Origin of the sequence: Serratia sp. ASV30 (genome assembly GCF_016428815.1) — a bacterium.
GTDB classification, from domain to species: Bacteria; Pseudomonadota; Gammaproteobacteria; order Enterobacterales; family Enterobacteriaceae; genus Chania; species Chania fonticola_C.
The window spans coordinates 62668-76406 of sequence record NZ_JAELTL010000013.1 but is presented as its reverse complement, the minus strand read 5'-3'; the positions used below and the strand labels follow the sequence as shown (position 1 = coordinate 76406).

Here is a 13739-nt window from a genome sequence, read left to right as displayed (position 1 = left end):
ACCATCAATACTGTTAACACCTTCAAAAACATTGCCACTTATGGGCTGGCTTTGTGTGCAACCTTAGTGCTGTAGCGCTCTAGCGTGGGGGAGTGAGCGAGCCGACTTTTGGTTAATAACGGTAATGTTAATTGATGGGTCAAAACTGGGCTTATTTGTTCTGGGTTTGAGTCAATTTTGACACATATTACGGGGCTTGTCTTATTAATAAATTAATTACACCATCCGCTGCGAGCGTTATTAATAAATAGCAGGCGCATTGAGCCAGTACAGATAAACCTCACAGGGGAATAACATGTTTTCATTATTAAAACCTAGCACGGCGGCAAAGCGTGTTCCGCCAGAACAGGTGCAAGCAACCTACCAGCGTTATCGCATGCAGGCGTTACTGAGCGTCTTTTTGGGCTACCTGGCCTATTACATCGTGCGTAACAACTTCACCCTTTCGACGCCCTACCTGAAAGAGCATCTGGATCTGAGTGCGACGCAGATCGGCATGTTGAGCAGTTGCATGCTGATTGCCTACGGCATCAGCAAAGGAGTGATGAGCAGCCTGGCCGATAAGGCCAATCCCAAAGTGTTTATGGCCTGTGGCCTGGTGCTGTGTGCCATCGTCAACGTCGGTTTGGGGTTCAGCTCAGCTTTCTGGATCTTTGCCGCATTGGTGGTGTTTAACGGCCTGTTCCAGGGGATGGGCGTAGGCCCTTCGTTCATTACCATCGCCAACTGGTTCCCACGCCGTGAGCGCGGCCGCGTTGGCGCATTTTGGAATATATCCCACAATATCGGCGGTGGGGTGGTGGCCCCCATCGTTGGCGTGGCTTTTGCGGTGTTGGGCAGTGAACACTGGCAGAGTGCCAGCTATATCGTCCCAGCGGGCGTGGCAGTGCTGTTTGCTTTGGTGGTGTTGTGGCTGGGTAAAGGCTCCCCGCGCAGTGAAGGTCTGCCTGCCCTGGAACAAATGATGCCGGAAGAAACCATCAGGGTGAAAACCGGTGTGCAGGAGCAGGCACCGGAAAATATGAGCGCCTTCCAGATCTTCTGTACTTATGTCCTGCGTAATAAAAATGCCTGGTATGTGTCGCTGGTGGACGTATTTGTCTACATGGTGCGCTTTGGCATGATCAGTTGGCTGCCCATCTACCTGCTCACCGAAAAACATTTTTCCAAAGAGCAGATGAGCATCGCGTTTTTGTTCTTTGAATGGGCGGCGATCCCGTCCACATTGTTGGCTGGGTGGCTGTCGGATAAGCTGTTCAAGGGACGCCGTATGCCGCTGGCGATGATCTGCATGGTGATGATTTTTATCTGCCTGATTGGTTACTGGAAGAGTGACTCGCTGTTGATGGTCACCATCTTTGCCGCCATCGTCGGTTGCCTGATCTATGTGCCACAGTTCCTGGCTTCGGTACAGACGATGGAGATCGTTCCCAGCTTTGCTGTCGGCTCCGCCGTCGGCCTGCGTGGCTTTATGAGCTATATCTTTGGGGCCACGCTGGGCACCAGCCTGTTTGGCGTAATGGTCGATAACATGGGATGGCATGGAGGCTTTTATCTGCTGATGGGCGGCGTGGTGTGCTGCATCTTGTTCTGCTATCTGTCACATCGTGGCGTATTGGCTTTGGAGCGTGAAAGACAGCAACAGGAGGTACAAGCGGAGCCGCTGGTAGCGCAGTAGGGCTTAGAAGTTCTGGATAAAAAAATGGCGCCGATAAAGGCGCCATTTTTACGATCGAACCGCGATTACTTCTTGATGCGGATGATCGGGGTCTCGCCAACAGTGACGCTGCCGGACAGTTTGATCAGCTCTTTGATCTCGTCCATGTTGGAGATAACCACCGGAGTCAGGGTAGACTTGGCTTTCTCTTCCAGCAGGGCCAGATTGAACTCGATAATCACATCGCCTTTCTTGACGCGCTGGCCTTCTTCCGCGATGCGTTTGAAGCCTTCGCCTTTCAGTTCAACGGTGTCGATACCAAAGTGCACGAACAGCTCAATGCCGCTATCAGATTCGATAGAGAACGCATGGTTGGTTTCGAAAATTTTACCGATAGTGCCGTCAACCGGAGCAACCATTTTGTTGCCAGCAGGTTTGATAGCAATGCCATCGCCGACGATCTTCTCGGCGAATACGACGTCCGGTACATCTTCGATATTGACGATCTCGCCAGAAAGTGGAGCGACGATCTCGATAGTGCCCATGTCTTTCTTGTCATCAGAAACCAGAGACTTCAGTTTATCGAACAAACCCATGATCTTCTCCTAAGCATTAAATTGGGCGGCGTTCCAGTGTCGTGGAATTTTAGCAGAGCGTTTTTTCTTCGATGAACTTATTGACGCAGTTCATCAAATCCTGTGCCGTTGGTTGTTCCAAGGCCTGCGCTGCCAATGCCTTCACATCTTCGAAATTGGTATTACGAATAATTTTCTTGATGCGCGGGATTGCAATCGCACTCATGCTGAACTCATCCAGCCCCATGCCCAAAAGCAACAGTGTAGCACGCTCATCGCCAGCCAGCTCGCCGCACATACCGGTCCACTTGCCTTCTGCGTGAGATGCATCAATAACCTGTTTGATCAGGCCAAGCACTGATGGGGACATCGGGTTATAGAGATGAGAAATCAGCTCGTTGCCGCGATCTACTGCCAGAGTATACTGGGTTAAATCGTTTGTCCCAATACTAAAGAAGTCGACTTCTTTAGCCAGGTGGCGAGCGATCACTGCCGCAGCTGGTGTTTCCACCATCACGCCCACTTCAATGCTCTCGTCAAAGGCTTTGCCTTCTTCACGCAGCTGCGCTTTCAGCGTTTCCAGCTCGCCCTTCAGATCGCGCACTTCTTCCACCGAGATGATCATCGGGAACATGATGCGCAGTTTACCGAAAGCAGAGGCACGCAGAATGGCGCGCAGCTGAGCGTGCAGGATTTCCCGGCGGTCCATCGCGATACGGATCGCGCGCCAGCCCAGGAACGGGTTCTCTTCTTTTGGCAGGTTCATGTACGGCAGGTCTTTATCGCCGCCGATGTCCATGGTACGGACGATAACTGCCTGTGAGCCCATGGCTTCCGCAACGGCCTTGTAAGCCGAGAACTGCTCGTCTTCGGTTGGCAGTGAGTCGCGGTCCATGAACAGGAATTCGGTACGATACAGGCCGACACCTTCGGCGCCATTGCGCTCCGCACCGGCGACGTCGCGCACGGTACCGATGTTGGCACAGACTTCAACCTGATGCCCGTCCAGCGTGATCGCCGGCAGGTCTTTCAGCTTGGCCAGATCGTTTTTCTCGGTGACGTATTGGGTATGAACCGCTTTCAGCTGTTCAATCACCTCGGCCGTCGGGTTGACGTAAATCTTGTTGTTAACCGCATCCAGGATCAGGTAATCGCCGTTTTTTACCTGGGTGGTCACGTCGCTGGTGCCAACGATAGCGGGCAGTTCCAGGGAGCGAGCCATGATCGAGGTGTGGGAAGTACGGCCACCCAGATCGGTGATGAAGCCCAGCACTTTGTCCAGGTTCAGCTGTGCGGTTTCTGACGGTGTCAGGTCCTTCGCGACCAGGATCACCTCATCTTGAATGGCGGTCAGATCGACAATCGCCAGGCCCAGGATGTTTTGCAGCAGACGCTTACCGATATCACGCACGTCAGCCGCGCGCTCTTTCAGGTATTCGTCGTCTAATTCTTCCAGCGCTTTCGCCTGGCCTTCGATCACGGTGTAGGCTGCCGCATCGGCAGACGCCAGATCGTCTTTGATGAGGGCTATGATTTCCTGCTCAAGCTCTTCGTCTTCCAACAGCATGATGTGGCCTTCGAAGATCGCTTCTTTTTCTTCGCCGAAGGTTTCGCCTGCCTTGGTTTTGATTACTTCCAGCTGTTCAGACGCTTTGGCGCGGCCTGCCAGAAAACGTGAGATTTCCTGCTCTACATGGTCTGCAGAGATTTTTTTCCGGTTGATGACAATTTCATCTTCCTTCAGCAAGAGAGCCTTACCAAAAGCGATACCCGGTGATACTAAAATGCCTGAAATCATAACCCTACCTTACTCTTGACTGGTGTTAACTAAAAAGACGGGCCGATTACTCAAGCTCTGCCATCAGTTTTACCAAGTGCTCAACGGCTTTCTGCTCGTCTTCACCAACGGCTTCGATGGTGACTACTGTTCCTTGGGTCAGGCCCAGAGTTTGCAGCTTAAACAGGCTTTTGGCGCTAGCGCTCTTGCCGTTGGAAGTCACGGTGATGTCAGACGTGAAGCCTTTGGCTTCTTTTACGAACTGAGCGGCAGGGCGAGTGTGCAGACCATTCGGAGCGGTGATAGTCACTTCTTGCTGGAACATTGATGTTTCCCCAACTTATCGGATTTAAGGTTGTGGAGCTAAAGTTTAGCCTAACGGCGTGATTTTAGCTTGTCTGGTTAGCGCCTGACTATGGTACAGGGGCGAGCGTTGATGCAACATAAAACGACGCTTTAAGCATTTCAGATCAAAAAATCCGAGCATCTGGCGTTGTTTCAATCAGCTCCCCATTATGCCGTGTTTTTCGCTTGAGCGACAAATGAGTAAATCGATTCAGCTCAAACAATGGCAGGAAGGTGATTAATTTTGCGCATCGAAATAATTGACCGGTTAAATACTAAAGCCAGCGGCGAAAATCAATCGTTGAGTGGTGTAAACTTTGATCCAGTCCACAAAAAAAGCACCTGAATAGGTGCTTTTTTAGCTATTTGTGCACTGTTTGCGCTATTGCTGCAGTTCCTGTTCGGTGAACAGATCGGCAAACAAAGCGGTGCTCAAGTAGCGCTCACCTGAAGAAGGCAGAATAACCACAATTGTCTTGTCGGTAAAGTCGGCTTCTTCGGAAAGTTTGACGGCGGCCGCCACGGCGGCACCGGAAGAAATCCCGGCCAGGATACCTTCTTCTTCCATCAGACGGCGTGCCATGCTGATGGCTTCGTCGTTGGTGATCTGCTCGACGCGGTCAACCAGGCTCAGATCCAGGTTGCCAGGAATGAAACCGGCACCGATGCCCTGGATTTTGTGCGGACCGGGTTTGATTTCCTGGCCTGCCAACGCCTGGCTGATGACCGGTGAGTCGGTCGGTTCAACCGCCACTGTGGTGATGGCTTTGCCCTTGGTGTTCTTGATAAAGCGGCTGACGCCGGTCAGCGTACCGCCAGTGCCGACGCCCGCGATAAAGACATCGACCTCGCCATCGGTATCTTCCCAGATTTCCGGGCCGGTGGTTTGTTCGTGGATTTCCGGGTTGGCCGGGTTGCTGAACTGTTGCAGCAGGATGTAGCGATTCGGATCGGTGGCCACAATCTCTTCGGCCTTGGCGATCGCCCCTTTCATGCCTTTGGCACCTTCGGTCAGCACCAGATTGGCACCCAGCGCCTTGAGCAGTTTACGACGTTCGATGCTCATGGTTTCCGGCATGGTCAGCGTGAGCTTGTAGCCCCGTGCCGCGGCGACAAACGCCAGGGCGATACCGGTGTTGCCACTGGTTGGCTCCACCAGTTCTTTGCCTGCGCTAAGAATGCCACGTTTTTCAGCATCCCAAATCATATTGGCACCGATGCGGCATTTGACGCTGAAGCTCGGGTTGCGAGATTCAACCTTGGCGAGAATGCGTCCGTTGCCGATACGGTTCAGACGAACCAGCGGCGTATGGCCGATTGTTAATGAGTTGTCTTGGTAAATCTTGCTCATGGCCCGTCCTTATAACTCTATGAAATGTAGGGAACATCGAAAGCATACGCTAACGGTCTCGGCAGGGAAGTAAAGAATTGGTATATCGATATGTTATTAGAGAATAAGTTTTAATCACAATAGCAAGGGCGCAAGAAGCGCCCTCAAATAAAGCCGTTAGTGACGAACAAATTGTGCACGATAACGGTCTACCCACATCGCCGTGGCACCGCAGACCGCCACCGGCAGGATCACCAGATTGAGGATGGGGATCATGGTGAACAGGCTGACCAACGCGCCAAACTGCAGGTTGTCGGTTTTGTGCTGGCGCAACGCCTGGCGCATCTCGGCGAAGCTGACCTTGCGGTTATCAAATGGATAATCGCAGTATTGAATGGCCAGCATCCAGGCGCTGAACAGGAACCACAGCACCGGTGCCAACGTTTGGCCGATGCCCGGTATAAAATAGAGTAACAGCAGGCCCAGCGCGCGCGGCAGGTAATACATCAGTTTGCGCCATTCACGGGACATGATGCGCGGCAGATCTTTGACCACGCCGAGCATACCGGTATCCGGCAACGGTTTGCCAGTCAGGCTGCCTTCGAGCTGTTCCGCCAACAGTCCGCAAAACGGGGCGGCGATCAGGTTGGTGATGGTGCTGAACAGGTAACTGAACACCAACAGCACGGAAATGACCGCCATCGGCCAGAGTAAATAACTCAGCCACTGTAGCCAGCTTGGCACATGGCTCATCATGCTCGGGATCCAGTCGCCCAGTTGGCTGAACAGCCACCAGAAGGCAGAACCCATCAGCAGCACGTTCACCAGCAACGGCAAGACGACATAGCGTTTAATACCCGGGCGCGAAATCAGGCGCCATCCTTGGGCAAAATAATGGAAGCCGTTGGTGGGTCCGACAGGGGGAGGAACATAGGACATATCTTAAGATTTTCTCTTTGGCTAAACAGGCTAACCTATCATATAGGGTTGATTTTCCACTGGCTAGAGCCACATTGGCTGAAAAAACAGCAAAAAAATGCCGGATAATCATCTTTATTGGCATAAAGTTCAGCACGGACTTGCACTTGTGCCTGCGGGCAAATAGAGTTAAAGAGTGAATGTTTGCCGCGGTGGCAATGTCTTGGAACAACAGAGATAGCAATGATGCAGGATTTGCGTCTGATATTAATCGTTGTTGGCGCGATCGCCATAATAGCGTTGTTATTACATGGTCTTTGGACCAGCCGTAAGGAACGCTCGTCCCTTTTTCGCGATCGCCCAGCCAAACGCTCGAAAAACGAGCGTGAACCTACTCCACTTGATGATCCTGCCGAAAGCGTGGGAGAGGTACGTATCCGTGCCACTCGCGCTGAAGTTGAGGATGAGCCATCAATGGGCCATATCGATGTCGCACGCGAAGAGCCGGTAATTGCACCAAGGCCAGCTCCAGCAGCTCAACCTGCGTCTCGGCCAGCCCAGCCCGCGCCGCTTTCTCAGCGGCCGGAGTATGATGACATCCTGCTGGATAACTATGCCCAGGACGAGGACGAAGAGCCGCAGCAACCTGTTGTGCGTCGTGAGCCGCGCGTTGACGATATGCCTCCGGCTACCGCTCCTGCGCCAGAGCCTGCTTTCCAACATGCAGAGCCTGTGCCTGAACCGCAGCCCGCGCCGGAATCGTTGAAACCGGCAAAATTGCAGGAAACCGTATTGGTGCTGCACGTCGCTGCTCATCAAGGTGGCGTTATCGGGGGGGAAGTCTTGCTGCAGAGCGTGTTGCAGGCGGGTTTCCAATTTGGCCAGATGAATATCTTCCATCGCCATATCAGCCCGGCAGGTAGTGGTCCCGTGCTGTTCAGCCTGGCCAATATGGTCAAGCCTGGCTCATTCGATCCGGAAATGATGTCCGATTTCTCCACGCAGGGCGTCTCGATGTTTATGATGGTGCCGTCTTACGGCGACGCTAATCAGAACTTCAAGCTGATGCTGCAATCGGCACAACGTATTGCCGACGATGTGGGTGGCGTGGTGCTTGACGATGAGCGCCGCATGATGACCCCGCAAAAGCTGGAAACCTATAAAGCACGTATCCGCGAAGTGTTGGAAAACAACGCCTGACCGGTTGCCTGCGCACTGCATAATCCGTAATCCAGAACCCCCGCCAGCCGGGGGTTTTTTATCTTTGATGGTGAGCCATGGCATCGATTAACGAAACAATCAATCAACTACGCACCTCATTGCGCCATCACGAATATCAGTATCACGTACTCGATGCGCCGGAGATCCCGGATGCGGAATACGATCGCCTGATGCGTGAGCTGCGTGAGCTGGAAGAGGCCCATCCTGAGCTGATCACCGCCGATTCGCCGACGCAGCGCGTCGGGGCCGCCCCTTTGGCGGCGTTTGATCAGGTGCGGCATGAAGTGCCGATGCTGTCGTTGGACAACGTCTTTGATGAAGAAAGCTATCTGGCGTTTTACAAGCGCGTGCAGGATCGCCTCAAAAGCAGCGAGCCGCTGACCTTCTGCTGTGAGCTGAAGCTGGACGGGTTGGCCGTCAGCCTACTGTATGAAGATGGCGAGCTGGTGCGTGCCTCCACGCGTGGTGATGGCACCACCGGGGAAAATATCACCTCTAATGTGCGCACTATCCGCGCCATCCCGCTGCGCCTGACTGGCGACAATATTCCGCGCAGGGTGGAAGTGCGTGGCGAAGTCTTTATGCCGCATGCCGGCTTTGAGCAGATGAACGAAGAGGCGCGCCGCAAAGACGGCAAAATCTTCGCCAACCCGCGTAACGCGGCGGCGGGCTCGTTGCGTCAGCTTGATCCGCGTATCACTGCCAAGCGCCCGCTGACCTTCTTCTGCTACGGTGTTGGCCTGCTGGAAGGGGGCGAATTGCCACGCAGCCATTGGCAACGCTTGATGCAGTTTAAAGCCTGGGGCTTGCCGGTGAGCGATCGCGTTAAGCTCTGTACCGGTAGCGATGAGGTGCTGGCGTTTTATCGTCAGGTAGAACAGGACCGCATCAATCTTGGCTTTGATATCGACGGCGTGGTGGTGAAGATCGACGATATCGATCTGCAAGAATCTCTGGGCTTTGTTGCTCGTGCACCGCGCTGGGCTACGGCATTCAAGTTCCCGGCGCAAGAGCAGCTCACCGTGGTGCGTGAAGTGGAATTCCAGGTCGGGCGTACCGGTGCGATTACGCCGGTCGCACGTCTTGAGCCAGTATTGGTGGCCGGGGTGATAGTCAGTAATGCCACGCTGCATAATGCCGATGAAATCGAACGCCTTGGCCTGCGCATCGGCGATACGGTGATCGTGCGCCGTGCCGGGGATGTGATCCCGAAAGTGGTCGGGGTGATCGAAGATCGTCGCCCGCAGGACGCGCGTGAAGTGGTATTCCCACAGCATTGCCCGGTGTGCGGTTCGGATGTGGAACGAGTGGAAGGCGAAGCCATTGCGCGCTGCACCGGCGGGCTGATCTGCGGTGCCCAACGTAAAGAGGCGCTGAAGCACTTCGTTTCCCGCCGGGCGATGGACGTTGACGGCATGGGCGATAAAATTATCGAACAACTGGTCGATAAGGAATATGTCAAAACGCCAGCCGATCTGTTCCGTCTTTCCGCCGGTCTTCTTACCGGGCTGGATCGCATGGGGCCAAAATCGGCACAGAATCTGGTCAATGCCTTGACCACCGCCAAACAAACTACCTTTGCGCGCTTCCTGTATGCGTTGGGTATTAGGGAAGTGGGTGAGGCTACAGCAGCCGGTCTGGCAGCGCACTTTGGCTCGTTGGAGAAGCTGCAAGAGGCCGACCTGGATGCGTTGAAACAGGTACCGGACGTGGGCGAAGTGGTGGCCAGCCATGTGGTGAACTTCTTTGCCGAAGCCCATAACCAACAGGTGATCGCCGAGCTGACTAGTCCAGAAATCGGCATTAACTGGCCTGCTCCGATCGTGGTGGTAGCTGAAGAAATCGACAGCCCGTTTGCCGGTAAAACCGTGGTGCTGACCGGTTCTCTCAGCCAGCTTTCCCGTGATGAAGCCAAAGATCGGCTGACGGCGCTGGGGGCCAAGGTCAGTGGCAGCGTATCCAAGAAAACCGATCTGGTGATCGCCGGTGAAGCTGCTGGCTCCAAGCTGGTCAAGGCACAGGAACTGGGGATCGAGGTGATCGACGAGGCAGAGATGATCCGCCTGCTGGGGGCCTGATGGAAAAAGAGAACCTGATTGAAATCGCCAACACCGTGATGCCTTTTGGCAAATACCAGGGCAGGGTGCTGATTGACCTGCCGGAAGAGTATCTGCTGTGGTTCGCTCGTAAGGGCGAATTCCCCAACGGCAGACTGGGAATGCTGATGGAAATGACGTTGGCGATTAAAATTGAAGGGTTGGATCACCTGATCAAACCCCTGAAGAAAAGCTGAGTCGATGGGCGTAACGCCATGTTGCGCCCCTTTATCGTCTAGATATAAACGTCCACGGCGTTGGCGTCGGTCGGGCGGTTAACCCCATCACCGCTCATGGCTTTGGCCATCTGCTCTTGCTGCTGTTTTTCCATTTCTTGTTTCTGAATGCGCGCGATCTCAGCCTGGAGCATTTCAATCTGGCTCATGATCAGCTGTTTTTGCTGTTCGATCTCTTGAGTGTCGCCACCCGAGTCTTTCAGTTCGATCAGTTTTTGCTGCAGGTTCTGGATCTGCTTATACAGCGCTGCAATACGTGACGCCGCGCTGCTATCTTTTGGGGTTATTGGCGCATCATTATCAGTTTTCTTGGATTTCTCCCCTTCAGGGACATTGTTAACCGGTGCCGACATCAGTGCAGCCCCGCCTTTACCCGTGGCGGTGAATACCTCGCGGACTCCGGCAATCGGGTTCTTGATGGGCACAATCATGGTAATGTTGGTCGACATGCGATCCTCCCAGGCAGCTTGCCAAAGGTATCGGCAAATCGCGGCAAAACTTTACCTTGGCATCAGTTTTAGCCGTGGCCAGAGTTCGAGCCACTGTTTCTCCACTACGCGCTGCTCGAAAGCGGCCGGGTTGTTGCTCTTGGGATTGAAGGTGATGCTGTGATTGAACAGCGCCTGTAGGCCAAAAGGGGCGACGAGCTGGATGCTGCCATCGGCCTGCAATCGGGCACCCACGGCGGTTTCGATCTCCGTCCAATAACTGATGGCGTCTTCGCTGTCGCGATAGGGCGCGCGGTGACTACGCAGGTGCATACGCGCCTGATTCTTAACCGACCAAGGTTGTGCTGACCACTCCAACAGGCGCGACTCCAACATTTGGTCGCGCTCGGCATCGCTATGGCGCGAATCAAAATGGATCACATCGATATCATTAAGCGGCGTGCTGGCCGTAAAACCATGCAGCCGGTCCCACACCAGATTACGCACGAAGCCCGCACCCAGGCACCAATCGTTCAGCCCGAGCCGCCGGGCGGTCGCCAATGCCTGCATACGTTCACTATCTTGGCGTAACCAATCAATAATTTGTTGCTGTGGATCCATCATTTCTCCTTTGTCACCGCTACTCTAACCCGAAATGGGCAGCAGCGGGATCGGGATGATTGAGGAAAACGGCAAAAAAAAGCGCGGCATAAGCGCCGCGCTGAGATTGACTTGGTAGCACACATTTAGAACTGGGTGTTCAGGCTCATAAAGTAAGTCCGACCCGGTTCGTTATAGGTTGCCGCCCCGGCACCGTACATATAGGAATTGGTGACGGCGTTACCCGTGGTCTGCGCGTTACCTGCGCGGAACTGACGTTTGTCGAACAGGTTGTCGATCCCCCCGGTTACGCTAACGTTCTTGGTCACCGCATAGGTGCTGCTCAGACCAAATACCGTATAAGGGCTCACCTCACGTTTCTCTGAACCTGTCACCGGCTCACCCTTGTAGTTGTACTTTTTCGGCTTCTGACGGCCATACCAGGTCATGGTGCTTTGCAGCGACAGATCCTGCGTGGCTTGCCAACTCAGGGTAGAGTTGATGGTGAACTCAGGAATAATCGACAGGTAATCACCGGTAGTCTTATTCTTGTTTTCAATCATGTAGGTAGCGTTGTTGTTCCAAGCTACCGTTTCGCTAACCGGGATATTCAAGGTGCCTTCCAGGCCCTGGATCACGGCTTTCGGCACGTTCTCCCAGCGGTAGATATCGGTTTTTCCGTTGTTGGTGGTGCCCGTAGGAGCATAACCGGCTTCGATCTTGTTGCGGTAATCGTTGCGGAAGTAGGTGATGCCAGCCAACCAATCTTCATGGTGGAATTCCAGGCCGATCTCTTTGTTGATGCTGTTCTCCGCTTTGAGGTCGTCATTACCGATCAGGTAGCAGGCCCCGCCGCTGGCAGCACAGCCTTGCCCACGGCTATAAAGCACATAGTTGCCGTTGCTCTGGAACAGGTTAGGTGCTTTGTAGGCACGGGCGATCCCCATTTTCAGGGTGAACATATCCCCCATTTCTTGGGACAGGTTAAGCGACGGGCTCCAGTTATTACCGGCTTCGGAATGGTGATCAAAACGCAGGCCCGGGGTCAGCATGGTGGTGTCTGTCAGCTCGGCGTTGTTTTCGGCAAACAGAGAGAAGATTCTGGCTGAAGAATACGGGCTGCGGTTGGTGGCATCGAGGCCTGGAATGAGGCCACCTTCGGTCAGCGATTGGGTATTTGAAGAAGGATCTTTCATCTTCTGCTGGTTCCACTCGGTACCCAGCGTGGCGGTTTGCGGCACCCACATATCGAACGGAATACTGACTTCACTGTGGGCCAGGAAGTTGTCCAGTTGGATAGTATTGTAGCTGTCGTTGGCAAAGATCCCTTCGGTGCCCCCGGCCAACCCTTCAGCTAAACGGGTATTGCGTGTGCGCTCAAATTGAGCGTAGTTGTTGGTGCTGACACCGTTATCCCAGGCTCCGCGGTAGTTAAGTGCATAAGTTTCACGGTAGATTCGGTTGGTTTCTTTACCGTAGTTGCTCTGCACCAGCGCATTGGTGTTGGTGTTCTGGGTATCCCCGGCGTACAGGTTGCCCTGGCGGCCATAGGCGTACTGGAAATCCAAGGTCTGCAGGTGGGCGAATTCCCAGCTCAGCAAGGCATCGATATTTTTGTCGACCACCCCTTCACGACCGGCAGGCAGAGTATTGGCATAGGTGCCGGTACGTTCGGACTGATGCCCTTGGTTGATATCCCAGGCGTCGGCCTGCGTTTTGCTGTAGCCACCGAACAGACGGAAGCTCAACTGATCGCTTAACGGGCCGGAAAGGCTGAAATCGGTACGCTTGGTGGCGCCTTCATCCTTATGCTGCGGTACGTTGAAATAACCGTTCAGTGTACCGTGCAGGTCCTGGCCAGCTTTTTTGGTGATGATGTTGACCACGCCACCTGCCGCGCCGTTACCGTAGCGGGCAGCCGCTGGGCCACGCAGCACTTCGATACGTTCGATCATCTCCGGCGGCACCCAGGCGGTATCGCCACGGGTATCACGCTCACCGCGCCAGCCTTGGCGCACCGAGTTACGGCTGCTGGCCGGTTTGCCGTCGATCAGGATCAGGGTATTTTCTGGCCCCATACCACGAATATCGAGTTGGCGGTTGTTGCCCCGCTGGCCGCTGGTGGAGTTACCGGTCAGGTTGACCCCCGGCATGGTACGGATCAGCTCATTGATATCACGAGCGGGAGGGCGTCTTTTGATTTCTTCGGCAGTGATGGTGGAAACGCCGGGAGCTTGAAGGTTTTGTTTGGCGGCGGTGACGACGATGACATCTTCAGAGGCGGATTCTTTTTTGCTTTTCTCAGCCAGCGCGGCGCTGTCTGAGGGGGGGGCCGTTTGCTCGGCATTGACCGTAACGGAAAATGCAGATGTGCCCAATCCTAACCCGATGAGTGTGGCTAAAGAATAACGAGATAACTTCCGATTCATTTTGAGGTTCCTACCTAACAACCCTTCCTGATGCGGCGCTGTGTGACAACCGGTAACGGAACGGTTTGTTGTAGTTTTATTGTGTAGTCGAAAATAGTAACGAAACCCAGAGGCCAGGCTGACTGGC

Annotated in this window: 12 protein-coding genes; 4 read left to right on the top strand and 8 right to left on the bottom strand. The window is 54.1% G+C overall.

What is annotated here, in order from left to right; all coding sequences use genetic code 11:
• Positions 1–295 precede the first annotated feature (295 nt).
• Positions 296–1678 carry a phosphoglycerate transporter PgtP gene (gene pgtP / locus JHD74_RS08375; RefSeq protein WP_199062378.1) on the top strand — a complete coding sequence of 461 codons (1383 nt, stop codon included), beginning with the start codon at positions 296–298 and terminating at the stop codon, positions 1676–1678.
• Positions 1679–1743: 65 nt separating this feature from the next.
• On the opposite strand, the gene crr is transcribed toward pgtP, so the two are convergent.
• From crr to cysZ, 5 genes are all read right to left on the bottom strand, one after another.
• Positions 1744–2253, bottom strand: a complete 510-nt coding sequence (crr, locus tag JHD74_RS08370) for a PTS glucose transporter subunit IIA (protein ID WP_021807057.1) — start codon at positions 2251–2253, stop codon at positions 1744–1746.
• Between the two features lie 49 nt (positions 2254–2302).
• A complete protein-coding gene (gene ptsI, locus JHD74_RS08365; protein WP_021178689.1) occupies positions 2303–4030 on the bottom strand; it encodes a phosphoenolpyruvate-protein phosphotransferase PtsI in 1728 nt (575 codons plus the stop codon).
• 46 nt (positions 4031–4076) lie between these two features.
• Positions 4077–4334, bottom strand: a complete 258-nt coding sequence (gene ptsH / locus JHD74_RS08360) for a phosphocarrier protein Hpr (protein WP_024484477.1) — start codon at positions 4332–4334, stop codon at positions 4077–4079.
• Between the two features lie 402 nt (positions 4335–4736).
• On the bottom strand, positions 4737–5705 hold the full coding sequence (gene cysK, locus JHD74_RS08355; RefSeq protein ID WP_199062377.1) for a cysteine synthase A: 969 nt from the start codon (positions 5703–5705) through the stop codon (positions 4737–4739).
• A gap of 156 nt (positions 5706–5861) precedes the next feature.
• Positions 5862–6623, bottom strand: a complete 762-nt coding sequence (gene cysZ / locus JHD74_RS08350; RefSeq protein WP_074031477.1) for a sulfate transporter CysZ — start codon at positions 6621–6623, stop codon at positions 5862–5864.
• A 222-nt stretch (positions 6624–6845) separates the two neighbouring features.
• Between cysZ and zipA the strand changes: the two genes are divergently transcribed.
• The 3 genes from zipA (at position 6846) to JHD74_RS08335 (ending at position 10116) form a co-directional block, all read left to right on the top strand.
• Positions 6846–7802 (top strand): cell division protein ZipA, encoded by a 957-nt coding sequence (zipA, locus tag JHD74_RS08345; RefSeq protein ID WP_024527125.1) that lies wholly within the window; start codon positions 6846–6848, stop codon positions 7800–7802.
• A 77-nt stretch (positions 7803–7879) separates the two neighbouring features.
• On the top strand, positions 7880–9901 hold the full coding sequence (ligA, locus tag JHD74_RS08340) for an NAD-dependent DNA ligase LigA (RefSeq protein ID WP_074031478.1): 2022 nt from the start codon (positions 7880–7882) through the stop codon (positions 9899–9901).
• Positions 9901–10116 carry a DUF3820 family protein gene (locus tag JHD74_RS08335; protein ID WP_021178683.1) on the top strand — a complete coding sequence of 72 codons (216 nt, stop codon included), beginning with the start codon at positions 9901–9903 and terminating at the stop codon, positions 10114–10116. The genes ligA and JHD74_RS08335 overlap by 1 nt, the downstream gene beginning before the upstream one ends.
• A gap of 38 nt (positions 10117–10154) precedes the next feature.
• On the opposite strand, the gene JHD74_RS08330 is transcribed toward JHD74_RS08335, so the two are convergent.
• The 3 genes from JHD74_RS08330 to JHD74_RS08320 form a co-directional block, all read right to left on the bottom strand.
• The gene (locus tag JHD74_RS08330; protein ID WP_074031479.1) at positions 10155–10604 is read right to left on the bottom strand and encodes a FlxA-like family protein; all 450 of its coding nucleotides are present in this window, start codon (positions 10602–10604) and stop codon (positions 10155–10157) included.
• A 51-nt stretch (positions 10605–10655) separates the two neighbouring features.
• A complete protein-coding gene (locus JHD74_RS08325) occupies positions 10656–11204 on the bottom strand; it encodes a nucleotidyltransferase family protein (RefSeq protein WP_199062376.1) in 549 nt (182 codons plus the stop codon).
• 125 nt (positions 11205–11329) lie between these two features.
• Positions 11330–13612 carry a TonB-dependent siderophore receptor gene (locus JHD74_RS08320; protein ID WP_074031480.1) on the bottom strand — a complete coding sequence of 761 codons (2283 nt, stop codon included), beginning with the start codon at positions 13610–13612 and terminating at the stop codon, positions 11330–11332.
• Positions 13613–13739 lie beyond the last annotated feature (127 nt).

Coding starts and splice junctions, on each gene's coding strand:
- cysK (WP_199062377.1), bottom strand. CDS start 5,705: ATGAGCAAGATTTACCAAGACAACTCATTAACAATCGGCCATACGCCG.
- cysZ (WP_074031477.1), bottom strand. CDS start 6,623: ATGTCCTATGTTCCTCCCCCTGTCGGACCCACCAACGGCTTCCATTAT.
- ptsH (WP_024484477.1), bottom strand. CDS start 4,334: ATGTTCCAGCAAGAAGTGACTATCACCGCTCCGAATGGTCTGCACACT.
- JHD74_RS08335 (WP_021178683.1), top strand. CDS start 9,901: ATGGAAAAAGAGAACCTGATTGAAATCGCCAACACCGTGATGCCTTTT.
- JHD74_RS08325 (WP_199062376.1), bottom strand. CDS start 11,204: ATGGATCCACAGCAACAAATTATTGATTGGTTACGCCAAGATAGTGAA.
- JHD74_RS08320 (WP_074031480.1), bottom strand. CDS start 13,612: ATGAATCGGAAGTTATCTCGTTATTCTTTAGCCACACTCATCGGGTTA.
- ligA (WP_074031478.1), top strand. CDS start 7,880: ATGGCATCGATTAACGAAACAATCAATCAACTACGCACCTCATTGCGC.
- crr (WP_021807057.1), bottom strand. CDS start 2,253: ATGGGTTTGTTCGATAAACTGAAGTCTCTGGTTTCTGATGACAAGAAA.
- ptsI (WP_021178689.1), bottom strand. CDS start 4,030: ATGATTTCAGGCATTTTAGTATCACCGGGTATCGCTTTTGGTAAGGCT.
- JHD74_RS08330 (WP_074031479.1), bottom strand. CDS start 10,604: ATGTCGACCAACATTACCATGATTGTGCCCATCAAGAACCCGATTGCC.
- pgtP (WP_199062378.1), top strand. CDS start 296: ATGTTTTCATTATTAAAACCTAGCACGGCGGCAAAGCGTGTTCCGCCA.
- zipA (WP_024527125.1), top strand. CDS start 6,846: ATGATGCAGGATTTGCGTCTGATATTAATCGTTGTTGGCGCGATCGCC.